General features: G+C 65.6%; 23 protein-coding genes. 12 read left to right on the top strand and 11 right to left on the bottom strand.

The window, feature by feature from the left end:
• Nucleotides 1–37: 37 nt before the first annotated feature.
• Together FJ967_RS05895 and FJ967_RS05890 are read right to left on the bottom strand one after the other, a co-directional pair.
• Entirely contained in the window at nucleotides 38–1,585 is a 1,548-nt protein-coding gene (locus tag FJ967_RS05895) for an ABC transporter substrate-binding protein (RefSeq protein ID WP_246675184.1), read from the bottom strand.
• A 71-nt stretch (nucleotides 1,586–1,656) separates the two neighbouring features.
• Nucleotides 1,657–2,502: an alpha/beta hydrolase gene (locus FJ967_RS05890; RefSeq protein WP_140730751.1), complete on the bottom strand. Its 846-nt coding sequence runs from the start codon at nucleotides 2,500–2,502 to the stop codon at nucleotides 1,657–1,659.
• Nucleotides 2,503–2,752: 250 nt separating this feature from the next.
• Here FJ967_RS05890 and FJ967_RS05885 point away from each other — a divergent pair, with 250 nt between their 5' ends.
• Nucleotides 2,753–3,451 (top strand): GntR family transcriptional regulator, encoded by a 699-nt coding sequence (locus FJ967_RS05885; RefSeq protein WP_140730750.1) that lies wholly within the window; start codon nucleotides 2,753–2,755, stop codon nucleotides 3,449–3,451.
• A 249-nt stretch (nucleotides 3,452–3,700) separates the two neighbouring features.
• The gene (locus FJ967_RS05880; protein ID WP_140730749.1) at nucleotides 3,701–5,056 is read left to right on the top strand and encodes a glutamine synthetase family protein; all 1,356 of its coding nucleotides are present in this window, start codon (nucleotides 3,701–3,703) and stop codon (nucleotides 5,054–5,056) included.
• Between the two features lie 5 nt (nucleotides 5,057–5,061).
• Here FJ967_RS05880 and FJ967_RS05875 read toward each other — a convergent pair whose 3' ends face one another.
• Nucleotides 5,062–5,922 (bottom strand): MurR/RpiR family transcriptional regulator, encoded by an 861-nt coding sequence (locus FJ967_RS05875; RefSeq protein WP_140730748.1) that lies wholly within the window; start codon nucleotides 5,920–5,922, stop codon nucleotides 5,062–5,064.
• Between the two features lie 134 nt (nucleotides 5,923–6,056).
• Here FJ967_RS05875 and murA point away from each other — a divergent pair, with 134 nt between their 5' ends.
• The 9 genes from murA to FJ967_RS05830 all read left to right on the top strand — a co-directional run bounded on the left by murA (nucleotide 6,057) and on the right by FJ967_RS05830 (nucleotide 16,728).
• Nucleotides 6,057–7,313: a UDP-N-acetylglucosamine 1-carboxyvinyltransferase gene (gene murA / locus FJ967_RS05870; RefSeq protein WP_140730747.1), complete on the top strand. Its 1,257-nt coding sequence runs from the start codon at nucleotides 6,057–6,059 to the stop codon at nucleotides 7,311–7,313.
• Complete coding sequence (locus FJ967_RS05865) at nucleotides 7,310–8,203, top strand: N-acetylglucosamine kinase (protein WP_140730746.1); 894 nt, start codon at nucleotides 7,310–7,312, stop codon at nucleotides 8,201–8,203. Before murA ends, FJ967_RS05865 begins: the two co-directional genes overlap by 4 nt.
• An 89-nt stretch (nucleotides 8,204–8,292) precedes the next feature.
• Nucleotides 8,293–9,216: an N-acetylmuramic acid 6-phosphate etherase gene (gene murQ / locus FJ967_RS05860; protein WP_140730745.1), complete on the top strand. Its 924-nt coding sequence runs from the start codon at nucleotides 8,293–8,295 to the stop codon at nucleotides 9,214–9,216.
• A gap of 120 nt (nucleotides 9,217–9,336) precedes the next feature.
• Nucleotides 9,337–10,848, top strand: a complete 1,512-nt coding sequence (locus tag FJ967_RS05855) for an ABC transporter substrate-binding protein (protein ID WP_140730744.1) — start codon at nucleotides 9,337–9,339, stop codon at nucleotides 10,846–10,848.
• A 120-nt stretch (nucleotides 10,849–10,968) separates the two neighbouring features.
• On the top strand, nucleotides 10,969–11,928 hold the full coding sequence (locus FJ967_RS05850) for an ABC transporter permease (protein ID WP_140730743.1): 960 nt from the start codon (nucleotides 10,969–10,971) through the stop codon (nucleotides 11,926–11,928).
• On the top strand, nucleotides 11,928–12,767 hold the full coding sequence (locus tag FJ967_RS05845; protein ID WP_140730742.1) for an ABC transporter permease: 840 nt from the start codon (nucleotides 11,928–11,930) through the stop codon (nucleotides 12,765–12,767). The genes FJ967_RS05850 and FJ967_RS05845 overlap by 1 nt, the downstream gene beginning before the upstream one ends.
• On the top strand, nucleotides 12,764–14,506 hold the full coding sequence (locus tag FJ967_RS05840; RefSeq protein ID WP_140730741.1) for an ABC transporter ATP-binding protein: 1,743 nt from the start codon (nucleotides 12,764–12,766) through the stop codon (nucleotides 14,504–14,506). The genes FJ967_RS05845 and FJ967_RS05840 overlap by 4 nt, the downstream gene beginning before the upstream one ends.
• A 91-nt stretch (nucleotides 14,507–14,597) precedes the next feature.
• Nucleotides 14,598–15,602: a serine hydrolase gene (locus tag FJ967_RS05835; protein WP_140730740.1), complete on the top strand. Its 1,005-nt coding sequence runs from the start codon at nucleotides 14,598–14,600 to the stop codon at nucleotides 15,600–15,602.
• Between the two features lie 10 nt (nucleotides 15,603–15,612).
• On the top strand, nucleotides 15,613–16,728 hold the full coding sequence (locus FJ967_RS05830; protein WP_140730739.1) for an anhydro-N-acetylmuramic acid kinase: 1,116 nt from the start codon (nucleotides 15,613–15,615) through the stop codon (nucleotides 16,726–16,728).
• Here the strand turns inward: FJ967_RS05830 and FJ967_RS05825 are convergent, their stop codons facing one another.
• The 3 genes from FJ967_RS05825 to FJ967_RS05815 are packed head-to-tail and all read right to left on the bottom strand — an operon-like array spanning nucleotide 16,729 to nucleotide 20,494.
• On the bottom strand, nucleotides 16,729–17,157 hold the full coding sequence (locus tag FJ967_RS05825; RefSeq protein WP_140730738.1) for a GNAT family N-acetyltransferase: 429 nt from the start codon (nucleotides 17,155–17,157) through the stop codon (nucleotides 16,729–16,731).
• A gap of 56 nt (nucleotides 17,158–17,213) precedes the next feature.
• On the bottom strand, nucleotides 17,214–18,605 hold the full coding sequence (locus FJ967_RS05820) for a sigma-54 dependent transcriptional regulator (RefSeq protein WP_140730737.1): 1,392 nt from the start codon (nucleotides 18,603–18,605) through the stop codon (nucleotides 17,214–17,216).
• Nucleotides 18,602–20,494, bottom strand: a complete 1,893-nt coding sequence (locus tag FJ967_RS05815) for a sensor histidine kinase (RefSeq protein WP_246675183.1) — start codon at nucleotides 20,492–20,494, stop codon at nucleotides 18,602–18,604. The genes FJ967_RS05820 and FJ967_RS05815 overlap by 4 nt, the downstream gene beginning before the upstream one ends.
• Before the next feature lie 232 nt (nucleotides 20,495–20,726).
• On the opposite strand from FJ967_RS05815, the gene FJ967_RS05810 reads away from it, so the two are divergent.
• Nucleotides 20,727–22,055 (top strand): dicarboxylate/amino acid:cation symporter, encoded by a 1,329-nt coding sequence (locus FJ967_RS05810; protein WP_140730736.1) that lies wholly within the window; start codon nucleotides 20,727–20,729, stop codon nucleotides 22,053–22,055.
• 173 nt (nucleotides 22,056–22,228) lie between these two features.
• On the opposite strand, the gene FJ967_RS05805 is transcribed toward FJ967_RS05810, so the two are convergent.
• From FJ967_RS05805 to FJ967_RS05785, 5 genes are read right to left on the bottom strand one after another with little or no spacing between them, the layout of a single operon-like run.
• Complete coding sequence (locus FJ967_RS05805) at nucleotides 22,229–23,251, bottom strand: ROK family protein (RefSeq protein WP_140730735.1); 1,023 nt, start codon at nucleotides 23,249–23,251, stop codon at nucleotides 22,229–22,231.
• The gene (locus tag FJ967_RS05800; protein ID WP_140730734.1) at nucleotides 23,248–23,970 is read right to left on the bottom strand and encodes a ribulose-phosphate 3-epimerase; all 723 of its coding nucleotides are present in this window, start codon (nucleotides 23,968–23,970) and stop codon (nucleotides 23,248–23,250) included. Before FJ967_RS05800 ends, FJ967_RS05805 begins: the two co-directional genes overlap by 4 nt.
• Nucleotides 23,967–24,800, bottom strand: coding sequence for an alpha/beta hydrolase (locus FJ967_RS05795; protein WP_140730835.1), 834 nt, complete (start codon nucleotides 24,798–24,800; stop codon nucleotides 23,967–23,969). Before FJ967_RS05795 ends, FJ967_RS05800 begins: the two co-directional genes overlap by 4 nt.
• Nucleotides 24,800–25,618, bottom strand: a complete 819-nt coding sequence (locus tag FJ967_RS05790; protein ID WP_140730733.1) for a sugar phosphate isomerase/epimerase — start codon at nucleotides 25,616–25,618, stop codon at nucleotides 24,800–24,802. The genes FJ967_RS05795 and FJ967_RS05790 overlap by 1 nt, the downstream gene beginning before the upstream one ends.
• On the bottom strand, nucleotides 25,618–26,694 hold the full coding sequence (locus FJ967_RS05785) for a Gfo/Idh/MocA family oxidoreductase (protein WP_140730732.1): 1,077 nt from the start codon (nucleotides 26,692–26,694) through the stop codon (nucleotides 25,618–25,620). Before FJ967_RS05785 ends, FJ967_RS05790 begins: the two co-directional genes overlap by 1 nt.
• Nucleotides 26,695–26,697 lie beyond the last annotated feature (3 nt).

The raw sequence follows: 26,697 nt of genomic DNA, 5'->3' as shown, positions 1-26,697 counted from the left end.
CCTCCGGCCATTTTCAATAAGGGGTTGGGCCGTCCTGCTACTCGGTTTTCCAGACGCCCCATGTCCGGGTGTTTTCGGCGGGCCACACGGAATAGCCCTTCACCTTCGGGGAGACCGCATCGATGGACGGCTCGTAGTAGAGGCCGAGGATCGGCACGTCCTTGATCATCATCTCGTGCAGTTGCTTGAACAGCGCCTTGCGTTGCTCCGGATCGGTGGTGGCCATCGACTTGGTGTAGAGCGCGATGGCATCCTTGCTGTCCCACTGCGCGGTCGGGTCGGTGGCCTTGTCGCCGAGGATGGTGCCATACATCAACGACGGGTCGAGGCGGGCCGAATAGCCGAAGGACTGGACCTGGAACTTGCCGGCCAGATAATTGTCGAGCTGTGCCGCCCAGTCCAGCACATCGAGCTGCGCATTGAAGCCCGCGGCCGTCAGCATGGCCTGCATCAGCACGGCATTCTCGTACATGCCCTGGTAACGGGTGTTGGTCTGGATCTTGATCGGCTCGCCCTTGTAGCCGGCCTCGTCGAGCAGCGCCTTTGCCTTGGCGGGGTCGTAGTCAGGCCATTTGAGGAAGTCGTTGTCGAAGAAGGAGCTGGCCTGGGCAACCGCCGAGGGATCGCCGGCGGCGACGCCGTTGGTGCGGGCGGCGGCGATCTGGTTGATGTCGATCGCATGCGCCATCGCCTCGCGGATCTTGACGTTGGACAGCAGCGGATCCTTGGTCTGCAGCAGGATCGCCGTCCACGACAGGCCAGGCATCGACAGCACGGTCATGCCGCGCGACTTCGCCTCCTCGACGCGCGCCGATTCGAGCCCTGGCAGCACGTCGATCTCACCGGCGAACAGCGCGGTCTCGGCCGCCGCCGTATCGGGGATGATCATGAAGCGGACGTCGTCGACATAGGCCTGGCGGCTGCCGGCCATGGCGCTCGATGCTTCCTTCAGCGGCTTGTAGGCATCGAAGCGCTGGAGATCGATATACTGGCCCTTGACCCATTCCTTGAGCTTGAAGGGACCGCTCCCGATCGCGGAATCAGCGATCCACTTGCCGTCGGCGCCGACATTCTTCGGGCTCGCCACCCAGCCATTGCACTGCACGCTGGCAAGCTGCGCCAGGAACAGCGCGTTCGGCGCGTTGAGCTTGAAGACCACGGTGCGCGGATCGGGCGTGTCGACCGCCTCGACCTTGAGGCCCTCGCTGCCGTCGAAGCGCGGAATGCAGAACCACTGGTTGGCCGGATCCATGCGGCGGGTCCAGTTCCATTTGACATCGGCCGACGTCACGGCGTCGCCATTGTGGAAGACGGCGCCGTCGCGCAGCGTGAAGGTATAGGTCTTGCCGTCGTCCGAAATCTTCCAGGCTTCGGCCAGCGCCGGGCCGACGGTGAGATCGGCGCGATAGCCGACCAGGGTCTCGAATATCTGGTGCAGCACCGTGTCGGTGTTGGCATCGCGATTGAGGCCGTCGGTGGCGCGAATGTCCGAGTTGATGCGGACCTTGAGCGTGCCGCCGGTCTTCGGCTGCTCCTGCGCCATTGCCGGCAGCGCGCAGGCCATCATCGCGACAGCGGCCAGCATTCCCAAAAGTCGTCTTCCCATTGCCGAACCTGTTCCCATTTTTATCTCCAGCATTGTTGACTGCAGTTTTTTCAAGCGGGCGCGGCGCTCAATGTCCGCGCGAAGAAGTCCTTGACCTTGCCGATGAGCTCGCGGTCGTCATGCTTGATGCCAGGCACGACATCGAGCTGCACCGCGACACCGTGCTTTTCCAGGCTGCCCTTGAGCGCACGCATCCTGTCGTTGCGGTTTGCGCCGGCCAGATCCGCGCCCGGCATCCACCAGGGATCGTTCGGGGTGATGGTGATTTCCCAGGTCTCGGTGTCGTCGCCGCCGATCACCATCTGCACGGCGACCTTGCGCATGGCGTCGAGATCGACCTTCTTGCCGAACACTTTCTCGAAGTCGCGCACACCGACCCAGAAATCGTGATCGAAGTCGAGCAGAGTGACGACACCCGGCGCGCCGATCGAGGCTGCCAGCAGACGCTCTGGATGCAGGAACAGGAAGCGGTGGGTGAAATGGCCGCCGCCGGAGAAGCCGTACATCATCACGCGCTCGCCCCGGATGCGGTAGCGCTCGCGCATCTCCTCGATCACGTCGAGCATGACGGCGTCGTAGTGGAGATCACCCTCGCGCAGCATCTTGTAGGAAGAGAGATCACCGGGAAAACAGATGTTGGCCGGAAACAGCGGCGCCAGCACGATGACGCCGTTCTGTTCGGCAAAGTCGGCAAAGGCGTCGCGATAGGCGAGCATGCCGCGCTCGGTGCCGTGGACGATCACCGCCAGCGGGTAGGTCTTGTCGCCATCCTCGGAATAATCGTCGGGAACATAGGCGCAATAGGGGAAGCGCTGGTCGGAGCGAGAGGCATAAACCGTCGTGTGCCCGAAATCATAGTAGGACAGCCGCTTGCCGTGGCCGCTGACATTGCGCATTCATCCGCTCCCGTTCACCGACACACCATTTCATCATTTTGTGCAACTGAAAAGCATTATTCCTCATAGCCAGTGCATTCACGCCGCATTTTATAGATGCCAACGCTTTTCCTGATCAGTTGGCTCGAGGACTCGCGCGTCGGCTTGCCGGGCTACGATCGAAGCGTCTATCATGGCCGATCAATCGGCGACTTCGGCGTTCCCGCCGTGCCCGGCCCCAATTTCAGAACGAATGAAGTAGCGCCCGCCAATGGCCGACAGAACACATTTCGGGTTGACCGCCGTCGACACCGTGCCCCTGCATGAGAAGGTTTATCTGGAACTCGTGCGGGCCCTGATGTCGGGCCAGTTCCTGCCCGGCCAGAAGCTGACCTCGCGCAAGCTCGCCGGCGAACTCGGTACCAGCGACATGCCGGTGCGCAGCGCCTTCATGCGGCTGCAGGCATTGCGGGCGCTGAGCCCGATGCCGAACGGCAGCGTCGAGGTGCCGGTTATCTCCGCCGAGCGGTTTTCACAATTGACCGCCGTGCGCACGATCCTGGAAGGTTCGGCGACCGAGTTTGCGACGGGATTGATCAACGGCAACAATCTGCGGACGATACGGCGCCATTGCGCCGACTTGACGCTGGCGGCCCGCAAGGGCGACATCGGCGACTATCTCAGGAAGAACCACGATTTCAAATTCTCGATCTACCGCCGTTGCGGCAACGAGCAGATGATCTTCCTGATAGAGACCGTCTGGATGCAGGTCGGCCCTTTCCTGAGAAACCTCGCCATGGGATTCGAGGACGACCTCTCTTCCATCCTGGCCATCGACTATCACGAGGAAGTCGTCGCGGCGATCGAGGCACAAGACGGCGCGCGGGCACGCGCGGCCATCGTTCGCGACATCGACGAGGGTGCCGCCCACATCCTGCGGCAGGTCAAGTTTCCGGAAGCAAGGAACTAAGGCAGGAGCCTCCTGTGGCCGTCGCCAGATGCCACTTGGCTTTCCCGTGGCTTGTCGCTATGTTGCGATCGCAAATCGCGCAACTGGTTCCTGAAATGCCTCCCGACATCCCGGCTAGTGATCTGAAAAAATGAAGGAAACTCTCCTGGCACGCGCCGGAGGTACTTTCATGAACTCATCAGCCGTTGTTGTCATGATCAGGGTGGCCGCCTCAGGCGCGGCACCGCAGGGAACCAGAGGTAAGAGAAATTGAGCGATGCAATCGCGGACGTTCTGAGCTGGCTCGAAACCAGAAGCGACATCCAGAGCCTGCGGGCGGCGGTGTGCGATCTCAACGGCATCATGCGGGGAAAGCGCATCCCGGTCGAGCAGGCGCGCAAGGCGCTGGAGGGCAAGCTGCGCATGCCCTATTCGCTGATCGGCCTCGACGTCTGGGGCGAGGACATCGAGGGCAACAGCCTGGTCTTCTCGACCGGCGATGCCGATGGCCTGTGCCAATGGACGGGACGCGGCATTCTGCCGGTGGAATGGACGGCGCATCCGACCGCGCTCGTGCCGCTCTGGCTCGCCGACGAAAACGGCGCGCCCTATCTCGGCGATCCCCGGCGGGCGCTGGCCCGCATTCTCGATCGCTACAGGATGCTCGGCCTGACGCCGGTCGCGGCCACCGAACTCGAATTCTATCTGGTCGATCCGCAATCGCAGCGACCGGTCGGGCCGGTGTCGCCGGTCACCGGGCGGCGCCTGGATTCCGACGCGGCGCTGTCGATCGACGAGATCGACGATTTCGAATCCTTCATCCATGACGTCTACGAAGCCTGCCGCGCGCAAGGCATCCCCGTCGATACGGCGATAGCCGAGAACGGCGTCGGCCAGTTCGAGATCAACCTGAACCATGTCGCCGATGCCTTGCGCGCCGCCGACGATGCCGTGCTGTTCAAGCGCACGGTGAAGGGCATCGCGCGCAAGCACGGCTTTGCCGCCTGCTTCATGGCCAAGCCCTATGGCGATCGCGCCGGCAATGGTTTTCACGTCCATTTCAGCCTGGTCGACGCCGATGGCCGCAACGTGTTCGACGATGGCACCGACCAGGGCTCCGATACCATGCGCCACGCCGTCGGCGGACTCTTGGCGGCGATGGCCGAAAGCACGCTGGTGTTCGCCCCGCACTTCAATTCCTACCGCAGGCTGCGTCCGCGATCCTACGCCCCGACCGCGGTCGCCTGGGGTTATGAGAACCGCATGGTCGCGATCCGCATTCCCGGCGGGCCGACCGCGGCGCGGCGCATCGAACACCGTGTTTCGGGAGCCGACGCCAACCCTTACCTCGTGCTTGCCGCCATACTGGGCGCCGCCCTGATCGGCATCGAGAAGCAGATGTCGCCGGGCGATCCGGCCGGCAATGACGGGCAAGGCGCTACCCCGGCCAAGCTGCCGCCGGACTGGGCATCGGCGATCGCGGCCTTCGAAGGCGGATCTCATGTCGCGGAGATTTTCCCGGCGATCCTGCGCGACTCCTTCGTTGCCTGCAAACGCCAGGAACTGAACACGTTTGCCCTCAACGTCAGCGACTTCGAGATCGAAACCTATCTCGAAAGCGTCTGAGGCTCCTAAGACGGCCGCTCGGCCTTCAGCACCGAGACGGCGGCCTCGCTGTTGTGGACGTAGTCGTTGGCATCCGGCTGCCTCTGCACCAGGAGGATGAACAACAGGTCGGTCAGCGTCAGCTGCGCGTCGCGCGCGGTGATGGAGGAGGAGCGCGCACGCTCCTCGTCGGCGATGGTGTAAAGGCGGATGTCGGCGACCCGGCTCAGCGGATTGTCGTGCAGGCCGGTGACGGCGATCACCATCGTGCCGCGCTTGGCCGCAAGCTCGGCAATGCGCAAGGTTTCGATGCTGGTGCCGGAATAGGACAGGGCAAACAGCACGTCGTCAGGCCCAAGCGTCGAGGCATTGGCCATCTGGATGTGGCTGTCGCTGTCATGCAGCACGTTGCGGCCGAGCTTCATCAGCTTGTAGGAGAAATCGCGCGCCACCAGCGAGGAGGCGCCGACGCCGACAAGATGGATACGGCGCGCGCCGTCGAGCAACTCCAGCGTCCGCGAGAGGATGCGGTCGCTGTTGGCGGCGACGGTCTGCTGCATCGACAGGAGCTTGGAGCCGATCAGCTTTTTCAGGATGACGGGAAAGCCGTCGCCGACCTCGATCGAGCCGTGAATGACGCCGGCCAGCATCTGCCAGTCGCGCGACCTCGCCTCGCTGACGGCGAGCTTGAGCTCCTGGTAGCTGGCATAGCCGAGCTTCTGGCTGAACTTGACCACGCTCGACTGGCTGCGCCCGATCTCGGCCGCCAGCGCCGCCGTCGACAGGCGCAGCATCTCATCGGGATGGTCGACGATGTAGCGGCCGATCTCGCGATCGCCGGCCGCCATGCCGTCGAGCTTCGCGGCGATCTTCTTCAGAACGGACATGGACCCTCTCGAGCGGTTCGGCATTCCACGGTTGAGGAATAAAATATTCCAAATTTGATTGACAGCCAAGAACGCAGAATTAATTCTCGACCGTGAGCCGACCCTTGGGCGGGTGTCGGGACGGAGCCATCAGAATGGACAGATTGCGCATCGTCGGCGGACGCAGGCTGGAAGGCGCGGTGACGATCTCGGGCGCCAAGAATGCCGCATTGCCCCAGATTGCCGCCGCCTTGCTCAGCCCCTACCCGCTCGAACTGACCAACCTGCCTGACGTGACCGACGTCGAGAACATGCTCGGCGTGGTGCGGCTTCACGGCGCCGAGGTGGTGCGTTCGGCGCATGCCGCGACCGTCGACACCAGGGCCGCCGTCTCCAAGGAGACGTCCTACGACACGGTGCGCAAGATGCGGGCAACGGTGCTGGTGCTGGCACCGCTGCTTGCCCGCTTCGGCCATGCCAGGGTTTCGCTGCCGGGCGGTTGCGCCATCGGCGCACGGCCGGTCGACATGCATGTCTCGGCACTCGCCGCACTCGGCGCCAGGATCGCCATCGAAAACGGCCTGATCGTCGCTTCGGCGCCGGGTGGATTGACCGGCACCCGCATCGTGCTCTCCTCACCATCGGTCGGGGCGACGGAGACCGCTATGATGGCGGCGACCACCGCGAAGGGCGAAACCGAGATCCTCAACGCCGCGCGCGAGCCGGAGGTCGCCGACCTCGCCGCTTGCCTCAACGCGATGGGCGCGCGCATCGAGGGCGCCGGCACGCACCGCATCCTGATCGCCGGCGACACAAGCTGGCGTCCGGCCAGCCACGAGATCATCCCGGACCGGATCGAGACCGGCACCTATGCCATCGCCGCCGCGATCACCGGCGGCCTGCTTGAACTCACCCATGCCCGGCTCGAGCACATGGCTTCGGTGGTGCAACTGCTCGAAGCCACCGGTGTCGGCGTCTGGCCTGGCGATCGCGGGCTGATCGTGTCGCGTGACCGGCCGCTCAAGGCGGCCGACCTCACCACGGAACCCTATCCCGGCTTTCCGACCGACCTTCAGGCGCAGTTCATGGCGCTGATGTGCTGCGCGCAAGGCGCCTCGCTGCTGCGCGAAACCATCTTCGAGAACCGCTTCATGCATGTGCCCGAACTGATGCGGCTCGGCGCCAACATCAAGCTGCAAGGCACGATGGCGCTGGTGCGCGGCGGCGAGACGCTGCACGGCGCGCAAGTGATGGCCACCGACCTGCGCGCTTCGGTGTCGCTGGTGCTGGCGGCGCTGGTCAGCGAAGGCGAGACGACAATCAACAGGGTCTACCATCTCGACAGAGGCTATGAGCAACTCGACCGCAAGCTGCGCCTGTGCGGCGCCGACATCGAGCGGCTGAGCGCATGAATACCGAGGCGCATTACTTCCTCGGCGTCGATGGCGGCGGCACCGGTTGCCGCGCGCGCCTCGAGGACGCGCAAGGCATGGTGCTGGGACAGGGCCTGTCCGGCCCGGCGACGACGCGGCTCGGCATCGAGGCGGCGTGGGCCTCCATCGCGAAGGCTTTCGGCGCGGCGATCGAGGAAGCAGGGTTCGGGCCGGCCGAAACCGTCCGCACCCATGCCGGCATCGGCCTTGCCGGGATCGGGCGCAAGGGCGCCGAGGAGGCATTGCGGGCGATCGCGCATCCCTTCGCCGGCATCGCCTTCGTCAGCGATGGCGTGGGCGCCTGCCTCGGCGCGCATTCCGGCCAGGACGGCGCCATCGTCATTGCCGGCACCGGCTCGATCGGCCTCGGCTTTGTCGAGGGGCGCGACCTGCGCGCCGGCGGCTATGGCTTTCCGATCTCCGACGAGGGCAGCGGCGCCGATCTCGGCCTGAAGGCCGTGCAACTGGCGCTGCGCGCCCATGATGGCCGCCATGAGCGCACAGCGCTGTTGCGTGAGGTGATGCAGCGCTTCCAGGACGACCCGATGGAGGCGGTCGCCTGGATGGACCGCGCCAGCGCCACGGACTATGCGGCGCTGGCACCCATGGTGATGCGCCATGCCGACCAGGGCGACCCCGTCGGGCGGCGCATCGTGCAAAGTGCCGCCGAACAGATCGACACGCTGGTGCGGGTGCTGTTCGAAAAAGGCGCACCGCGCGTGACCTTGCTCGGCGGCCTCGCCAGTCCGCTCGAGCCCTGGCTTTCGCCCGATGTGCGCCGCCGCCTGAAGCCGGCTGACGGCGACGCGGTGTCCGGCGCGATCATTCTTGCCAAGAGGTCTCCGGCTCAGAAAAGGCTGGATAGGTGAGGAATATTTTATTCCAATTTTCTGTTGACCATTCGAATATCCAATTCTAAAAAGTTAACAAAGAATGGTCGCGGGTTGAAAGCACGGGAATGACCGAGCAAGGGTTGATGTCCGAGTTGGATCGGCTGGTTTCCGAGGGCCGGAATCCGAGGACCATGGACATCGACCTGTTACCCACGATCGACGTGCTGCGCAGGATCAATGACGAGGACAGGCTGGTTCCGGCCGCTGTCGAAAAGGTGCTGCCGGAGATCGCCGCCGCGGTCGACCGCATCGTGCTTGCCTTCCAGAAAGGCGCGCGGCTTGTCTATATCGGCGCCGGCACCAGCGGCCGGCTTGGCGTGCTCGACGCTTCGGAATGTCCGCCGACATTCGGCGTGCCGGAGGGCATGGTGGTCGGCCTGATCGCCGGAGGGTCCGATGCGCTGGTGCGCTCGACGGAAGGCGCCGAGGATGACCCGAAAATGGGTGCCAGGGCCTTGCAGGAGATCGGGCTTGGGCCTGACGACGTGGTGGTCGGCATCGCGGTCAGCGGACGCACGCCTTACGTCATCGGTGGCTTGCATTACGCAAAACAGGTCGGCGCCACCACGGTGGCGCTGTCCTGCAACCCGGCATCGGCCATTGCCGGCATCGCCGACATCGCCATCTCGCCGGTCGTCGGCCCCGAAGTGCTCACCGGCTCGACCCGGCTGAAATCGGGAACCGCGCAGAAGCTGGTGCTCAACATGTTGAGCACCGCCTCGATGATCCGCATCGGCAAGAGTTTTCAGAACCTGATGGTCGACCTCAATCCGTCGAACAGGAAGCTGGTCGCCCGGGCTACCAGGATCGTCATGCAGATATCAGGCTGCACCGCGCAACAGGCACGACAGTCGCTCGAGCGGACCGGCAATGACGTCAAGCTGGCTATCCTGGTGACGATCACCGGCCTCGATGTCGAAGTGGCGCGGGCCGCCCTGGTCAAAGCCGGAGGATTCCTGCGAAAGGCAATCAGCGACGAAGCGGCCTGAAGCCGCTTTAGACAAGACGGCGTCAAGCCGCATAGACTGGGCCGATACTCCAAAGCATGTGTGCCTTGGAAGCGGCCCGCGGAAACTGCAAGGCATCGAGTTCAATAATGGGAGACGAGAATGGTTCATCTTACAAGAAGGCTGCTTTCGGGCATTACCCTTGCCGCGATCCTCGGCATCGCGACCGTTTCGACGCAGGCGGCGACATTGCACATGGCCTGGTCGCAGGACGCCACCGGCCTTGACCCGCACAAGCAGACGGCGTTCTCGTCGCTGCGGCTTCTGGAGTTGATCTACGAGCCGCTGGTTCGCGTCGACGCCAGCCTGCAGATCGTTCCCGCCATCGCCACCTCCTGGGCGTTCTCGAAAGACGGCAAGGAGCTGAGCTTCAAACTCGATCCGAAAGCAAAATTCCAGGACGGGACGGCGGTCACGTCCGCCGACGTCAAGGCGTCGTTCGAGCGCATTCTCGACGAGAAGACGGGTGCTGCCGCCCGCGCCAATTTCCTGTCCATCGCCGGCATCGACACGCCGGATGCGGCGACCGTCGTGTTCCACCTCTCGCAGCCCGACGTGCCGATCCTGACAGCGATGAGCGACGTCAACGCCGCCATCGTTCCTGCGGCAGAGATCACGGCCGGTTCGATCGGCACCAAGGCGATGGGTTCGGGTCCGTTCAAGCTCGACAAATGGGACCCCAACGCCAAGGAAGTCCTGAGCGCCAACAAAGACTGGGCCGGCGGCGCCACCGGTGTCGACGGCATCGAGATCAGCGTGCTGCCGGACGAGGCGGCGATCCTGGCCGCCATGCGCACCAAGCAGATCGATTTCGCCCTGCTCAACGATCCACTCGTCGCCACGCTGGTGCCGAAGGAGGCCAGCCTGCAGCTCAACCGCGTGCCCGTCCTGGCCTATCACGTGCTGCAGCTCAACCCGTCGCGCAAGCCGATGACCGAACTCAAGGTGCGCCAGGCGATCTCCTGCGCGATCGACCGGCAGGAGGTGCTGGACACGGCTTCGCTCGGCGAAGGCAAGGTCACCGGACCGCTGACCATTCCGGCGCTGGCGACCGATCCAAGCCAGCTCTTCTGCTACAAGCGCGACGTTGAAAAAGCCAAGAAACTGATGGCCGAGGCCGGCTTCGCGGACGGCTTTTCAGCGACCGTGATCGGCGCCACCGGCGAACCGCCGACAGCGGCGGCGGAAGCCCAGGTCATCCAGTCGCAGCTGGCTGAAATCGGCGTCAAGCTCGACATCAAGATGATGGAGCTCAACGTCTATGTCGATGCCTGGCTGAAGGGCGATTTCGACATGGCGATCGCGCTCAATGGCGGCCGGGCCGACCCCTACACCATGTACAACCGCTACTGGACCAAGGCGGGCAATCTGCAGAAGGTGGCCAACTATATCGACGACACGCTGGACAGCCAGATGCAGCAGGGTCGCGCCGAGACCGATCCAGAAAAGCGCAAGGCGATCTTCGCCGATTTCGAGAAGCACCTCGCCGAGGTCTCGCCCTGGATCTGGCTCTACACCTCCTACAGCTATACGGCGCAGCAGAAGAACATCGCCGGCTTCGTGCCGACGCCGACCGGCACGCTGTTCAGCCTGAGCAAGGTGACGATCCAGTAGAGCAATTGCAGGAAAAGTGTGAAACGGTTTTCCCGGGAGAAACGCGCAGCGTTTCCCCTAGGGAATTGCCTAAAAACAAAGAGTTCGAGCTTCGGCGACAGGACGAGAGGTCTTCTGCGCGTGAACTATCTGTTGCGACGGCTGGCGACATTTCCTCTCGTCCTGCTTGGCGTTTCCATCCTGGTCTTCGTGGCGATCCGGATGGTGCCCGGCGATTCGATCACGGCGATGCTTGGCACCGAGGCCGGCCTGCTGACGCCCGCGCAGCGGGATGCGCTCGCCGCCTATTTCGGCATCGACCAGCCATGGTTCATCCAGTACTGGCGCTGGATCGGCGGCATCGCGCACGGCAATTTCGGCATCTCGGTCACCTATGGCAGGCCGGTTCTCGACGTCATCCTCGAGCGCTTTCCGCTGACGCTGGAACTGGCACTCCTTTCCATGATCATCGCCCTCGCCGTCGGCATGCCGGCCGGCATCCATGCCGCCACCCACAATGAGAAGCCTTCGGACCTCGGCGTGCGCATCGTTGCCATGATCGGCCAGTCGACACCGAGTTTCGTGCTTGGCCTGCTGATCATCTACACGCTGTCAGCGGGCTTCGGCGTGCTGCCGGCGATGGGCGAATTCGCGCCACTGTGGCAGGATCCGCTGCGCAATCTCAGCCAGTTGATCCTGCCGGCCATCACGCTCGGCTTCGCTTTCGCCGCCTCCGTCACCCGCATAGCCCGTTCGGCGATGCTCGACGTGCTCAGCGACGACTATGTGCGCACGGCGCGCAGCAAGGGCGCCTCGGCGCGCAGCGTCATCTGGCGGCATGCGCTTCCCAATGCGCTGATCCCTGTCGTGACGCTGAGCGGCATAGAATTCGGCTACCTCCTGGGCGGCGCCGTCATCGTCGAGCAGATCTATGCGCTTCCCGGCCTCGGACGCATGGTGCTCGACGCCATACTGCAGCGCGACTATGCGCTGGTGCAGGGCGCCGTGCTGTTCATCGCCTTCAACTTCATGATCGTCAATCTCCTGGTCGACCTCGCCTATGTCGCGCTTGATCCGCGCATCCGGCTGGGGGAGCAGTGATGCGTATCCTGCGCGCCATCTTCGGGCATGGCAGCGGCCGCATAGGCGGCGCCATCGTGTGCGTCTATCTGCTCATCGCCGTCCTCGGCCTGCTCGGGCTGACGCCGCACAATCCGATCACGCAATACCGCATCGACCGGCTGCATGCGCCGAGCGCCACCTACTGGATGGGCACCGACCTGTTCGGGCGCGACGTCGCCAGCCGGCTGATGGCCGGCATCGGCCAGTCCTTCACGGTCGCCTTCTTCTCGGTGGCCTTCGCCACGCTTGCCGGCACGGTTCTGGGGCTTGCCGCCGCCTGGCTCGGACGCCGCTGGGACGGCGTGGTCATGCGCGTCATGGATGTGTTGCTCGCCTTCCCGGCGATCCTGCTGGCGCTGCTCATCGTCACCGTTGCCGGACCCGGCACCTGGACCAGCGTGGTCGCCATCGGCATCGTCTACACGCCTATCTTCACCCGCGTCGTGCGCGGCCCCGCTTTGTCGCTGAAGGCGCGCGAATTCGTCGACGCGGCGCGCACCTTCGGCAGCAGTTCCTCCTACATCGTCACCCGTCATCTGCTGCTCAACCTGGTGGCGCCATTGACCGTTCAGGTGACGCTGGCGCTGGCCTGGGCGCTGCTGACCGAGGCCGGCCTGAGCTTCCTCGGGCTCGGCACCCAGCCACCCGCCGCCTCGCTCGGCCTGATGCTGAGCGACAGCCGCAATCTGATGGAGACAGCGCCCTGGCTGATGATCTTCCCGGGCCTGGCGATCATGATCAGCATTCTGGGCTTCAACCTTCTGGGCGACGCCCTGCGCGACATTCTCGACCCGAGGATGCGGAGGGCATTCGCATGACCCCGCTCCTGTCGGTTTCGGACCTGCGCGTCGGCTTCGGCCGCGATCCCCGGGCCAACGAAGTGGTGCGCGGCGTCAGCTTCGATGTCGCCGACGGCGAGACGCTGGCCATTGTCGGCGAAAGCGGCTCCGGCAAATCCGTCACCGCGCTGTCGATCAACCGGCTCATCGATTTCGGTGGCGGCCGCATCACCGGCGGGGCCATCGGGCTGAAACGCGCCAATGGTACCGTCCTCGACCTGGCCGGCGCCGGCGAGGCGCAACTGACCGGCATTCGCGGCGCCGAGATCGGCATGATCTTTCAGGAGCCGATGACATCGCTCAACCCGGTGCTGACCATCGGCACGCAAATCGAGGAATCGTTCCGGCTGCATCGCGGCCTGACCGGCCGGCAGGCCACGGTGGCAGCCAGGGACGCGCTCGACCGGGTGCGCATTCCCGATGCGGCAAGGCGGCTGAAATACACGCCCAACCAGCTGTCGGGCGGCATGCTGCAGCGGGTGATGATCGCGATTGCGCTCGCCTGCAATCCGCGCCTGCTGATCGCCGACGAGCCGACGACGGCGCTCGACGTTACCGTGCAGGCGCAGATCATGGCGCTGCTTGCCGAATTGAAGCGCGAGACCGGCATGTCCGTCATCTTCATCACCCACGATATCGGCCTGGTCGCCGGCATCGCCGACAAGGTGATGGTGATGCAGAACGGGCAAGCCGTCGAACAGGGTGAACTGAACCAGATCCTCGACAGCCCCCGGCATCCCTACACGCAGCACCTGCTGCGGGACGTGCCGCATTTCGCCAGCGGCCGCGCGACGCGCGCGGACGGACGGCGCGAGAAAAGCGAGAACAGGCAACCCGCCTTGAAGGTCGACGGCCTCGTCGTGCGGTTTCCCCTCAAGAGCAATTTCTTCAGCCGCGCCACCGGCGCAGTGCACGCTGTCGACGGCGTCGACTTCGACCTCATGCCTGGCGAGACTTTGGCCATCGTCGGCGAGAGCGGATCGGGCAAATCCACCACCGCGAAGGCGGTGCTCGGGCTGGTGCGGTCGACGCGCGGCAGTTTCTCGGTCGGCAATGCCCCGGCCGAACGCAATGTCAGGCCCGTGCAGATGGTGTTCCAGAACCCTTATGCCTCGCTCAATCCGAGACTGACCATCGAAAGCATCCTGGCCGAACCGGTGATCGCAGCAGGCGGCCGCGTGGACACCGCAACACGGGCCAGGATGGCGAGCCTGCTGGATCGCGTCGGCCTGCCCATGAACAGCCTCCAGCGCTATCCGTACGAATTCTCCGGCGGCCAACGACAGAGGCTGTGCATTGCCCGCGCGCTGATGCTCAATCCGTCCGTCGTCGTTCTCGACGAAGCGGTCTCGGCGCTCGACGTCTCGGTGCAGGCGAAAGTGCTGGAGTTGCTGGTCAACCTACAGCGCGAATATGGGCTGGCCTATCTGTTCATCTCGCACGACATGGCCGTGGTCGAGCGGATCGCGCATCGCATAGCCGTCATCTACGCCGGCCAGATCGTCGAGATCGGCGACGCGGCCTCGGTGCTGTCGCGGCCGAGGCATTCCTACACCAGGAAGCTGATATCAGCGGTTCCGGCCATCGACCGGCGGCACGAGCATTTCGAAATCGACACGCGCCAGGTGCCTTCACTGGTCAGGCCGCGAGGGTTCGAGCCGACGCCGGCGCGATGGGAGCGGTTTGGCGGAGATCATATGGCGAGGGTGGAGGCATGATGGTGCCGGGATATGAGAGGTCGACGGGCCAGCGCCCCTCTCTGCCCTGCCGCAGCGTCGTAGGGCGCTGCCTCACCGAAGGAGGCCGGCATTGATCGACCTCGCCGAGGTTTTCGACCGTGCCTTCCAGCCACTGGCAACGGCGGTGGCCGCCAAGCGCACTCCCGGCGGCGTGCTCGGCATTGTCGACAGGAACGGCCACCGCATCACCAGGGCCATCGGCTCCGCGCAACTCGTTCCCAAGGTCAGACCCATGCGGGAAAACACCTGGTTCGACCTGGCGTCGCTGACCAAGGTGATCTTCACCACGCCGCGTATCCTGGCGCTGGCGCAGGACGGCACCATCGATCTCGACGGGCCGCTGATCTCGCTGCTGCCGGACCTGCGCCAATACGACGCCAATGCCTGGGAGCGGAAGGTGACGTTCCGCCAGTGCCTTGGCCACCAGACAGCCTTCCCGGCCGTCGAGCCGATTTACACTTACGGACGCGACCCCGACCTGCTGCGCGCCTTCATCCTGCAGCGCGAATGGCGTGCACGCGACCCCGTCTATTCCGACATCAACTTCATCCTGCTCGGCTTCGCGCTCGAACGGCTGTCGGGCAAGACGATCCGCGATATGGATCCGGGTCCCGGCTTCGCGTGGGCGACGGAGGCGGATGTCGCCGCGGCGACCGAGGATTGCACCTGGCGTCATCGCGTTCTGTGCGGCGAAGTGCATGACGACAATTGCTCGGCGCTGCAAGGCGCCGGCCATGCCGGCCTGTTCGGCACGGCCGGATCGGTGCTCGATTTCGCGCAAGGGCTGCTGGACGGCAGTGGCGCATCCGAAAGCTCGATCGCGCTGATGCGTGCGCCCCTGTCCGCCACCCGCACCCATGGCTGGGAACGCCCCTATGACGGCTGGTCCGGCGGGAGCTTGTGCAGCCCGGGAACCATCGGCCACACCGGCTTTACCGGCACCGGCCTGTGGATCGACTTCGACAAGGGCAAGGCTTGGACCTTGCTCACCAACCGGATCCATCCGACACGTCATTTCGACAGCGGAATCGTTCCGCTTCGGCAAGCGGTCGGCGATCTCGTCAACGGACTTTAGGAGCTCAATGATGGAACCAATCTGGGCCGTCGGCCTGATGACCGGCACCGTGCTCGACGGCAACATCGATGTCGCGCTGATCAAGACCGACGGCGAGCGGATAGAGGATTTCGGCACCTATCGGCTGATGCCTTATCCCGCATCGATCCGCTCGCTGCTCGAAGAGACGCTGACGGCCGCGCGAGCCTGGAATTTCGTCGGCCCCGAACCGGCGATCTTCCGCAAGGCCGAGGAAGCGCTGACGCGCGCGCAGTCGGCGGCAGTCAGGGAATTGGTCGAAGGCTACGGCATGACGATGGCCGATATCGGCGTCGTCGGCTTCCACGGCCAGACGGTGCTGCATCGCGCGCCGCAGGTCGGGCGGCTCGGCCAGACCCGGCAGCTCGGCGACGGCGAGCTGATGCATGAGATTCTCGGCACCAAGGTCGCCTATGATTTCCGCTCGGCCGACATGCGCGCGGGCGGGCAAGGCGCGCCGCTGGCCGCGGCCTATCACACCGCACTGATGCGCAGCGCCGGCGCCAGCGGCGAGGTGGCCGTGCTCAATCTCGGCGGCGTCGCCAACGTCACCTGGTGGGACGGCGCCGACAATGTCGTTGCCTTCGACACCGGCCCCGCCAACGCGCCGCTCAACGACTTCATCAAATCGAAGGGGCTTGGCGAAATGGATCGCGACGGCGCGCTTGGGCGCGCCGGCAAGGTGGACGAAGCGCGCCTCGCCAGGCTGTTGCAACATCCTTATCTGACCAAGCCCTATCCGAAATCGCTCGACCGTTTCGACTTCGGCGCCGCCATGGCCGACGGGCTGGGCGCCGAGGATGGCGCTGCCCTGCTCACCGCCTTCACCGCCGGCGCCGTCGGCAAAGCGCTCGATCTCCTGCCGAGCCGGCCGAAGAAACTGGTGGTCAGCGGCGGCGGCCGCCACAATCCGACGATGATGGCAATGCTTGCCAGCCGCGCCGGTGTCGAGGTGGTGCTGGCCGAAAGCCTGGGCTGGAGCGGCGACGCTGTGGAGGCGGAGTGCTTCGCCTTCCTCGCGGTGCGCGTGCTGCGCAGCCTGCCGATCAGCTTTCCGAGCACGACCGGCGCACCGCAGCCCATGCGCGGCGGAAGGCTCGCCGGCTGATCACGCGGACGACAGTTTCTTCTGCAGGAAGATGCGGCTGCGGCCGACGGGGAAATCGGCCAGGCTACCAAAAGGCCGATAGCCCTGCCGCTGATAGACTTTGGCGGCAAGCGGACTGAAGGTGTCGATCCAGGCATTGCCGCAGCCGCGCGCCACCGCTTCCTGCTCGGCAGCGTCCAGCATGCGTCCTGCCATTTGCCGGCCGCGCAGCCGCTCGTCGACCCACAGCCATTGCACGTAAAGCCAACCCCAGGCGGTGTAGCCAGAGATGCCGGCGACCATCGCGCCGGCCTCGTCGCGCACGAACACCGCCAGCGCCTTCCTTTCGGATGCGCCGACATCGGCGTCGTTGAACGCCGTCAGTTGCCGGCTGAGAAAAGCGAGGTCTTCCGGCATGGGATCGGCGGTCGTTTCGAATGTCGTGTTCATGGCTTTTCCGAAATGTGCGGGCAAAGCGTTACGAAGCGCCCTGCCCGGCGCAACCTCTATATCTGTCCGCGACCCGGCAACATGTCCGGATCGCCGCCATTGCGAAAATCCGATGCGGCAATGCCGTAGCGCTTGAGCTTGTCGTAGAACGTCTTGCGCGGCACACCGAGCGCGTCGATGGCGCCACGCACGTCGCCGCGATGGTCGCGCAGCGCGTCGCGGATAAGCTGTGCCTCGTATTGCCCGACCCGTTCGGGCAGCGCTGCGGCCGGTTCCGGGGACCGCGCCTGCACCACGCCGGCGTCATCCTCGGGGCCGAGGCCAAGCGCGACACGATCTGCGAAGTGCGCGAGCTCGCGTACATTGCCCGGCCATTCATGCGACTGGAGATGGTCGCTGACAGCGGCGTTGACCCTGGCGATGGGCCGGCCAAAGCGTTCCGCCGCCTTGCCCAGGAAATGCCCGAACAGCATGGCGATGTCGCCGCGCCGCTCGCGCAGCGGCGGGATGCGCAGCGTCACCACATTGAGGCGGAAATAGAGGTCCTCGCGGAAATCGCCGCGCTGGTCGGGCCGACCGAGATCGACCTTGGTCGCCGCGACAACCCTGAGGTCGAGGCGCCTCGTCTCGTTTGAGCCGAGCGGCGTCAGGCTGCGCGTCTCCAGCACCCGCAGCAGCTTGACCTGCAGGGCCGGCGGCATGGATTCGATCTCGTCGAGGAACAGCGTGCCGCCGCTGGAATGCTCGACACTGCCGATACGCCGCCGCTGCGCGCCGGTGAAGGCGCCGGCTTCATGGCCGAACAACTCGCTCTCGATGACGGTTTCCGGCAGCGCGCCGCAGTTCAACGCCACGAACGGTTTTGCGCGGCGCCGTCCCCATCTGTGCAGGAGGTCTGCCACCACTTCCTTGCCGGTTCCGGTCTCGCCTTCGACCAGTACGTCGACATCCATGTCGGCGATCTGGCGCAAGGTCTCGCGGAGCCGTCTTATGGCCGGCGCTTCGCCAATCAGCGGCATGCCGTCGGCGGCAAGTGCGGCGGCTTCTCTCAGGCGCCGGTTCTCCATCACCAGCCGCCGCTTCTCAGCTGCCCGTTTCAGCGTCTCGACCAAGCGGTCGCCGGCATAGGGCTTTGGGATGAAATCGTAGACGCCGTCCTTGAGCGCAGCGACGGCAAGATCGACATCGCCATGGCCGGTGACCAGGATCACGGGTATATCGGGGTCGATCGCCTTGATGCGGTCGAACAGCTGCAGGCCGTTCATGCCGGGCATGCGGATGTCGCTGACCACCACGCCGTCAAAGTCCCTGTCGACGACGGCAAGAGCGGCGTCGGCGGCATCGCGCGCCACCACGGTGAAGCCGGCAAGTTCGAGCAATTGCGCGGTGGCGTGCAGAAGGTCGGCATCGTCATCGACGAGCGCGACCAACCCTGATCCCTCGTTCATTCAATTCGCCTCAAATCGATGGTGAAGGACGCGCCTTTGGCCATGCCGGGGTCGAGCCGCAACGTGCCGCCCAATTCCTGGGCGATCTCCTGCGAGATCACCAGCCCTAGGCCAAGCCCTTTCTCCTTGGTGGTCTGGAACGGCATGAACAGATTGCCGGCCGCTTCCGGCCCGAGACCTGGACCATTGTCGCGCACCGAGATCAGCACCCGATCGCCGCGCTCGGCAAGGTCGATCTCGATGCGGGGATCGGGCCGGTCCTTCATGGCGTCCAGCGCGTTCTGCAACAGGTTGACGAGGATCTGCTCCAGCCGGATGCGGCTCGCCATGACCAGTGGCGATGCGGTGCCGCGCGGCTTGACGATGGTGACGCCGGAATCGCGGATACGGCCGGACAGGAGCGACAGCGCGCCATCGATCGCCTCGCGCACCGGCAAGGGCGAGGCGGCAGTGCCGGGCCGGCGAGCGAAGCTGCGCAGCGTGCCGGTGATGGCGCCGATGCGTTCGGTCATCGAGACGATCGAGGTCAGGTTGCCGCTCGCCGGCTCGATCCTGCCGCCTTCGAGGAAGCGGCCGGCATTCTCGGCATAGGTGCGGATGGCGGCAACCGGCTGATTAATCTCATGCGCGACGCCGGCGGCGATCTGGCCAAGGATGGAGAGCCGGTTGGCCTGGGCAAGATCGTCGCGCAGCCGACGGACCTTGGCCTCGGCGTTTTCGCGCTCGGCGATTTCACCGGCAAGAGCGCTGTTCGAGCGCGTCAATTCGGCCGTCCTGGAGCTGACCCGGCTCTCGAGCTCGGTGTTCATGCGCGCCAGCGCCTCCTGACGCACCCGACGCGTGCGCCGGCGCCTGACAAGCACATAGGCAAGCAATCCCGTCAGCAGCAGCCCCAGCAAAGTCGTCAACCGCGCCGTGTTGGCGGCGGAACTCAGGGCGGCATCGGCGGGCGTCAGCAGCCACAGGCGCCAGCCGGGGACGGCACCGGGCAGGTCCTGCACCACCTCGACGAAACGACGCGATTTTCCAGCCTGGTCGATCGTCGCCAGGCCATCGCCATTGCCGCGCCGCAACGGCAGCGGCTCGAAGGCGGCATCGCTCAACTGGAGTTGTTCATGGGCCATGGCTGTGTCTTGCGCGGAGAGCGGCGCAAGCGCGTGAAAGCGCCATTCGGGCCGGCTGGTGGCCAGCACCACACCGCGTTCGTCGGTGACAAAGACCAGGAAGCCGCTCGAGCGCCAATTGGCTTCGACACCGCCGAGTTCGACCTTCAGCACGGCGACGCCGAGTGGCGTGGTGCCGTCATCGACACGGCTGGCGAGATAGAGGCCAGGCTTGCCGCTGATCGTGCCGAGGCCATACTGGCTGGCGGCGCCCTTCGCCATCGCATCGGTGAAGTAGTGGCGAAAATTATAGTCGATGCCGACAAAGCTGTCCGGCTGCCCGGCATTGCTGGCCGATATCGCGATGCCGGCCGTATCGATAACATAGATAGCCGAGGCCGACGCATCGCCGGCTATGGCCTTGAGTTTTGCATTGAGCGCCGTCTCTTCGACCTTTCCGGCACGCCGCAGCGCGTCGCGCACCGCATCGTCGCGCGCCAGCACCAGCGGCACGAGGCGCTGCTTTTCGATTTCGCCGGTCAAGGTTCCCGCCGCCAGCGGCAAGGCGGCCAATGCCCCGTCGCGCAGGTCGCCGGCTGCCTGGCCCGCGGCGATACGCCCGGCAATGGCAACCGCGCCGGCCAGCACCGCGAATGCGATCGCCAGAAGCAGCCAACGGCCTTCGCGCAGCCGCGCGACCGCGTCGCGCAGCTGGTCGCGGCCGGCAAAGCCCGGGGACTGGCTATCGGTGCGCTGTTGCGTCGTCGGCCCTCTCCTCCGCTGCACGGTCTGGCTCCAGTCTAATGCGAAATTCCGCCAGGGCAAACAAGGCCTGTGCGGAAATCCGCACAAGTCGCTACCCAGAGCAGGACCGGAACGGCTGAAACCTGGGGATTTCGGCCTTTCCAGCATCTGGCACAGCGCTTGCAAACATTCTTGCAGCGGCGGGCGACCGGAACGCCGCGATGGGAGAAGCAGGGCGATGCGCTAGCCGCCCCATCCGGCAAGGGAGAGTTCGATGCAGATAGCAGATCATTCAAGCGCGCCCGCCGCGCAACGCAAGCCCCTTTATGCCCAGCTCTACGTGCAGGTGCTCGTGGCGATCACCGTCGGCATCCTGCTCGGCCACTACTACCCGTCGATCGGCGAGAGCATGAAGCCGCTGGGCGACGCCTTCATCAAGCTGGTCAAGATGATCATCGCCCCGGTCATCTTCCTGACGGTGGCAACAGGCATCGCCGGCATGAGCGACCTGCAGAAGGTCGGCCGCGTCGCCGGCAAGGCGATGCTCTACTTCCTCACCTTCTCGACGCTGGCGCTGATCGTCGGCCTTGTCGTGGCCAATGTCGTCCAGCCCGGCGCCGGCTTCAACATCGATCCGGCGACGCTCGACGCCTCGACCGTCAACACCTACGCCGCCAAGGCGCATGACCAGTCGGTGACCGGCTTCCTGATGAACATCATCCCCGGCACGATCGTCGGTGCCTTCGCCGACGGCGACATATTGCAGGTACTGTTCTTCTCGGTGCTGTTCGGCATCGCGCTGGCGCTGGTCGGCGACAAGGGCACGCCGGTGCTCAACTTCCTGCAGGCGCTGATGGCGCCGATGTTCAAGCTGGTCGGCGTGCTGATGAAGGCGGCCCCTATCGGTGCGTTCGGCGCCATGGCCTTCACCATCGGCAAATACGGCATCGGCTCGGTGATCAACCTCGCCATGCTGGTCGGAACCTTCTATGCCACCTCGTTCCTGTTCGTCTTCATCGTGCTGGGCGCCGTCTGCCGCTACAATGGCTTCTCGATCCTGTCGCTGATCCGCTACATCAAGGAAGAGCTGCTGCTGGTGCTGGGCACCTCGTCGTCGGAAGCGGCGCTCCCCTCGCTGATGGAAAAGATGGAAAAGGCCGGCGCCAAGCGCTCGGTGGTCGGCCTTGTCATCCCGACCGGCTATTCCTTCAACCTCGACGGCACCAACATCTACATGACCCTTGCCGCGCTGTTCATTGCCCAGGCGACGAACATCCACCTGTCGATCGGCGACCAGATCCTGCTGCTGCTGGTGGCGATGCTGTCCTCCAAAGGGGCCGCCGGCATCACCGGCGCAGGCTTCATCACGCTCGCCGCGACGCTGTCGGTGGTTCCTTCGGTGCCGGTCGCCGGCATGGCGCTGATCCTCGGCGTCGACCGTTTCATGTCGGAATGCCGGGCGCTGACCAACTTCGTCGGCAACGCGGTGGCGACGCTGGTCGTGGCCCGCTGGGAAGGCGAACTCGACGAGGCCAAGCTGGCGCGGGCCCTGGCTGGCACGGCGGACGACAGCCTGCCGGCGGATGTCGTCCCCGCCGAGTAAGCCCGCGTCGTCGCGCAGGAACGGGCGCGCAGGAATGGGAATGGCCGGAGGCATCGCTGCCTCCGGCCATTTTCTCATGCATGGAAGGGATCAGGCAGCGCGGGTTCCTGCAAACGGCGCGCCGAAGAGATGAGGGCGGCGCGGATCGACCTGCACGGCCGCGCAGCTTGAACTCAGCCGCTGAAATCCCTGCTCTTGTCCGGATATGTGCTTGGGCCGATAGGCATGGGCGCCGCCAACGTGCCGCCATCGTCGAACAGGACGAGGCTGGCCGCGCCGACCAGCCCGGCGTGGCGTCCAAGCTGCGCCTGGACGACGGGCACGTCGCGATAGGCACGCATGGCGCGCTGGCGGATGGTCGCCTCGATAACGGGCGCCATCAGGTCGAGGCCATTGGCAATGCCGCCGCCGACAACCAGCACGTCGGGCGAATAGAGATGCAGGAGATTGGTGAAGCCGACGCCCAGCCAGCGTGCCTCCTCCTCGAGCAGAGCCATGGCCAGGTCGTCCTGCAGCCGTGCGGCCTCGACGACGTGGCGGCCGGTGACCTCGGCATTCGCCGACAGGCGCCGCAGCGCCGACCCGTCCAAAGGCGATGTCGCGGCATTGGCGCGGCGGCCGAGCGCGGTGCCGGAGGCGACCGCCTCGAAGCAGCCGACAACGCCGCACATGCAGCGCTCGCCTTCATTGGTGATTGTCATATGGCCGATCTCGGCGGCGAGCCCGCGGCGGCCATGCAGGATGCGGCCATCGGCGACGACGCCGCCGCCGATGCCGGTCGAGACGGTGACGAACACAAGCGAGCGGGCGCCGTGCCCGGCACCGAAACGCCATTCGCCGAGCGCTGCCGCATTGGCGTCGTTCTCCAGCCGCACCGGCAGGCCGAGCCGCCGCTCGAGGATGTCGGCCAGCGGCACGTCCTGCCAGCCGGCAAGCGTCGGCGGCCCGACGGCGATGCCGGCCAGTGGATCGAGCGGGCCCGGCGCGCCGACACCGACGCCGACAATGGTCAGCGAGGGCGCTTCGGCGTGGACAGTCGCGGCCAGCGCCTCGATCTGGCCGATCACCACTTCGGGGCCTGCCTGTGCCTGTGTCGGCACCGCCGCGAAGGCCAGGATCTTGCCGTCGCGGTCGACCAGGGCGGCACGAAGTTCCGTGCCGCCAAGATCGATCGCGAGGGCCGCTTCAATGCTCATGCCGCGACCTTCAATCCATGCAGCCAGCCGATGCGGCCGGCGAGATCCTTGTCGCCGAAGGCGAGCGAGCCAAGCACCACGGTCTCGGCGCCGGCGGCGCGCAGCAATGGTACGGTTTCGTGGCGGATACCGCCATCGGCCGCCAGCACCACGGCCGCCTCGCGACCGGCCTTCCGCAGGAGGGCGCGCGCCTCGACCAGCCTGTCGCAGGCCTTCTCGGACAGGCCCTGGCCCTTGACGCCGATCGCGGTGCCAAGAAGCGTGACGAAGGCGACCTCTGAGACGAAAGGGGTCACCGCCTCGACCGGCGTCTCCAGCCTGAGCACCACGCCGGCCTCCGCGCCAAGTTCGCGCGCCAGCCGCACGGCGCGCAGGCCCGCCTCGCCATTCTCGGCATGGACGCTGATCATGTCGGCGCCGGCCTCGATGAACTGACGCGTCTGGGCCTCGACGATAGAAGCGTCGACCATCAGATGGACGTGGATGGGCTTGGCCGTCAGCTTGGCGATGCGGGCGACAAGGTCGGGAAAAAACAGGAAGGACGGCGCGAAATGGCCGTCGGCGACATCGATGTGATGCAGATCGACGTAAGGCTCTATGCGTTGCAGGTCGCTCTCGAAATTGGCGAGATTGGCCGACCACGAGGAAAATTCAGCGATCAGACGATCGCGCGGCAAGGCAGCGACGGCGGCCGGGCCTTTGAGGGGCTTCGAAGTCATGACTGGTCCTGGTTGTTGAAATTGCTGTCGAGAAAGCCGCCGATGACGGCGCGGATTTCGGCGAAGTGGCTGCTCTTGTCGGTGGCCTTCGGTGTCACCTCCGCGAAGGCCGCGCCCGGGATGGCCTCAACCAATTCGCGGGCGGTCGCCAGGGGATGGACGAGATCGATGCCGCTGCCGATGACCAGCGCTGGCATCGCGAAGGCCGCGGCTTCGGCCCACGTGACGCCCGGTCCGTCATTGGCGATCGCCCGCATCACCTCGGCAAAGACGGCCGCATTCCCGCGCGCGAAGAAGCCGAGCAGCGAGGCCAGATTGTCCGGCGCCTCGCGGCGAAAGCGGTTTGCCGTCGCCGAGGCGGCGAAGGCGTCGCGCGCTTCATCCAGCGGCAGCCGGCTGATGAGGTCCGCCACTTCGACGTAAGGCTGCATGTTCCGCGGTGCTGCATCGAAGGTCCAGGCGGGGCGCACCAGCACGAGGCCAGAGACGCGATCCGGATAGCGGGCCGCCAGGTGCAATGCAATGGCGGCGCCCATCGAGATGCCGCCGGCAACGAAACGGTAGAAGCCTGCCGCGTCGGCGGCGGCCAGTATGTCCTCGGCGAACATGGCGATCGAGAACGGACGCCTGCCGCCGGCGCTGGAGCCGCCTTGCGCGCGGCATTCGACGGTGAGCCGGCGGCGCGATGGGCCGTCGGGAAAATTCTGCGCCACCTGGGCGGCATCGCCGCCGAGACCATGCTGGAAGACGACAGGAGTGCCACGCTGCCCCGTGTCGAAGACATGGAGCGCGGCGTCGTCCCGCAGCATGATTGTCGGGGCCAGAGCCATCACGCGAGCCCTCGCAGGAAGGCGGCGACGCTGGGCGCCTCGTCTGCGGAAAGACCATGGGTGACGAGCGCACCGTCGAAGCCGACGGCCTTCAGCCGCGCGACGAAATCGGGGAAGTCGACGACGCCTTGTCCAGCGGTGGCAAATCGCCCGTCGCCATGCCGGTCCTTGGCATGCGCCATGGCGATATGGCCTGCGGCCTCGTCGATCGCCGCGGCGACGATGGCGCGCGCCTCGTCAGGTGTGGCGTGCTCGAACAGGTTTGCCGGATCGAGCACGATCTTGAGGTTCTTCGAACCCATCTGCGCAATGAGGCGCTTCGCGTCTCCGGCCGAGGTGACGATGTTGGCCTGTTCGGGCTCGATGCCGAGATCGACGCACGCCTTCTCGGCCAGAGCAAGTGCCTTTTCCATCTCGGCCGCCATGTCGGACCATGCCGCCGGCGTGGCATTGTCGTGATGGTGGGCCCATTGGTCTGACGCGTTGCGCGAGCCCGTGCACAGCGTGACCAGCGGAATGCCCAGCGCCGCCGCCGCGTCGACAACCGCCGCCAGGCGCTTCAGGCCATCGTCGCGGACCGCCTTGTCGGGATGCGCCATATTGTAGGTGCCCGAGAGCGCCGCCAGCGAAACGCCTGATGATCGCGCGGCGGCACGGATGGCCTCGACGGCATCGGCCGGCACGGCATCCGGCATCGATGGCAGGCCGGCGCAAGCCAGATTGAACTGCGTCGTCTCGTAGCCGGCCTGCCTGACGGCAGCCAGCACGCCGGCCGGATCGGCGCTGGGAAAGGTCTTGGCGAAGATGCCGAGGCGCATCAGACGGCACCCGAGACCGAGGCGAGTTCGACCCGCTCGCCGGTCTCCACGGAACGCGCGATGGCCACCATGGCGCGGATCGAGGCGATGCCGTCCTCGACATTGGCGCCGCGCATCGGCGCGCCGGTGAGGACGGTGTCGGCAAGGCCTTCCAACTGGCGGCGGAAGAAATGGCCGTCAGCGCCGAGCGGCTTTCGCGATGTCGCGTCCTTCTCATGGAAGATGTCGACCTCGCTGGCGCGGAAATACCAGGGGTTGAAGGTCTTGGCGATGACCGAACCGTTCTCGCCATAGAGCTGGAAACCCTCGTGCCAATCCATGCGCACGGCGACGGTGAGGTCGAGATGGCCGAGCGCGCCGCTGGCGAATTCGGTCTCGACGAACCAGCAATAGGCGCCGAAGCGTTCGTTGAGGCGGGCGCGCACGGCGACGATGTCGCCGCAGAGGAAACGCGCGGTGTCGACCAGATGCGAGCCATGCGCCAGCATGAAATATTGCCTGAGATCGGCCTTGGGATTGCCACCGGGCTTCCTCGCCAGCTTGCTGGTGACCGGCAGCGGCTGCACGGCATCGGTGTTGGTGTAGCGGTGGGTGGAATCGCAATACCAGGCCTTCAGCGCCAGTATCTCGCCCATCTCGTCGCGTACGAAGTCGCGCGCCGCCTCCAGCGCCGGATCGAAGCGCTTCATGTGTCCGACCTGCAGCACCTTGCCGGATCGCCTGACCGCCGCGGCCAGCGCCTCGCCTTCCTCGACCGAGGTGCCGATCGGCTTTTCGCACAGAACATGCTTGCCAGCGTCGAGCGCCTTGATCGACATCGGTACGTGATAGGCGTCCGACGTCGCGACGATCACCGCCTCCAGGTCCGGATCGGCGAGCATGGCGTCATAGTCGGCATACATCTTCTGCGGCTCGTAGGTGGCGCCCATGCGGGCGAGCAGATCGGGTGCCGCGTCGCAGATCGCGTAGAGGTCGGCATTGCCTGATTTCACGCAGGATTCCAGATGCGCGAACTGCGCGATCGGGCCGCAGCCGAGCACACCGACCCTGAGGCGCCTGTCCTGTTTCCTGATCATCGT

It is taken from the genome of Mesorhizobium sp. B2-3-4 (assembly GCF_006442315.1).
In the GTDB taxonomy this organism is placed as follows: Bacteria; Pseudomonadota; Alphaproteobacteria; order Rhizobiales; family Rhizobiaceae; genus Mesorhizobium.
The sequence above is the reverse complement of the archived record's forward strand: the minus strand, read 5'-3'. Positions and strand labels throughout refer to the sequence as shown.

Excerpts from the sequence above, each read along its gene's own strand:
- FJ967_RS05820 (WP_140730737.1), bottom strand. The coding sequence starts at position 18,605 with ATGAACGAGGGATCAGGGTTGGTCGCGCTCGTCGATGACGATGCCGAC.
- murA (WP_140730747.1), top strand. The coding sequence starts at position 6,057 with ATGGACAGATTGCGCATCGTCGGCGGACGCAGGCTGGAAGGCGCGGTG.
- FJ967_RS05830 (WP_140730739.1), top strand. The coding sequence starts at position 15,613 with ATGGAACCAATCTGGGCCGTCGGCCTGATGACCGGCACCGTGCTCGAC.
- FJ967_RS05885 (WP_140730750.1), top strand. The coding sequence starts at position 2,753 with ATGGCCGACAGAACACATTTCGGGTTGACCGCCGTCGACACCGTGCCC.
- FJ967_RS05865 (WP_140730746.1), top strand. The coding sequence starts at position 7,310 with ATGAATACCGAGGCGCATTACTTCCTCGGCGTCGATGGCGGCGGCACC.
- FJ967_RS05825 (WP_140730738.1), bottom strand. The coding sequence starts at position 17,157 with ATGAACACGACATTCGAAACGACCGCCGATCCCATGCCGGAAGACCTC.
- murQ (WP_140730745.1), top strand. The coding sequence starts at position 8,293 with ATGACCGAGCAAGGGTTGATGTCCGAGTTGGATCGGCTGGTTTCCGAG.
- FJ967_RS05895 (WP_246675184.1), bottom strand. The coding sequence starts at position 1,585 with ATGCTGGCCGCTGTCGCGATGATGGCCTGCGCGCTGCCGGCAATGGCG.
- FJ967_RS05795 (WP_140730835.1), bottom strand. The coding sequence starts at position 24,800 with ATGGCTCTGGCCCCGACAATCATGCTGCGGGACGACGCCGCGCTCCAT.
- FJ967_RS05840 (WP_140730741.1), top strand. The coding sequence starts at position 12,764 with ATGACCCCGCTCCTGTCGGTTTCGGACCTGCGCGTCGGCTTCGGCCGC.
- FJ967_RS05890 (WP_140730751.1), bottom strand. The coding sequence starts at position 2,502 with ATGCGCAATGTCAGCGGCCACGGCAAGCGGCTGTCCTACTATGATTTC.
- FJ967_RS05855 (WP_140730744.1), top strand. The coding sequence starts at position 9,337 with ATGGTTCATCTTACAAGAAGGCTGCTTTCGGGCATTACCCTTGCCGCG.
- FJ967_RS05845 (WP_140730742.1), top strand. The coding sequence starts at position 11,928 with ATGCGTATCCTGCGCGCCATCTTCGGGCATGGCAGCGGCCGCATAGGC.
- FJ967_RS05805 (WP_140730735.1), bottom strand. The coding sequence starts at position 23,251 with ATGAGCATTGAAGCGGCCCTCGCGATCGATCTTGGCGGCACGGAACTT.
- FJ967_RS05875 (WP_140730748.1), bottom strand. The coding sequence starts at position 5,922 with ATGTCCGTTCTGAAGAAGATCGCCGCGAAGCTCGACGGCATGGCGGCC.
- FJ967_RS05800 (WP_140730734.1), bottom strand. The coding sequence starts at position 23,970 with ATGACTTCGAAGCCCCTCAAAGGCCCGGCCGCCGTCGCTGCCTTGCCG.
- FJ967_RS05810 (WP_140730736.1), top strand. The coding sequence starts at position 20,727 with ATGCAGATAGCAGATCATTCAAGCGCGCCCGCCGCGCAACGCAAGCCC.
- FJ967_RS05790 (WP_140730733.1), bottom strand. The coding sequence starts at position 25,618 with ATGCGCCTCGGCATCTTCGCCAAGACCTTTCCCAGCGCCGATCCGGCC.
- FJ967_RS05785 (WP_140730732.1), bottom strand. The coding sequence starts at position 26,694 with ATGATCAGGAAACAGGACAGGCGCCTCAGGGTCGGTGTGCTCGGCTGC.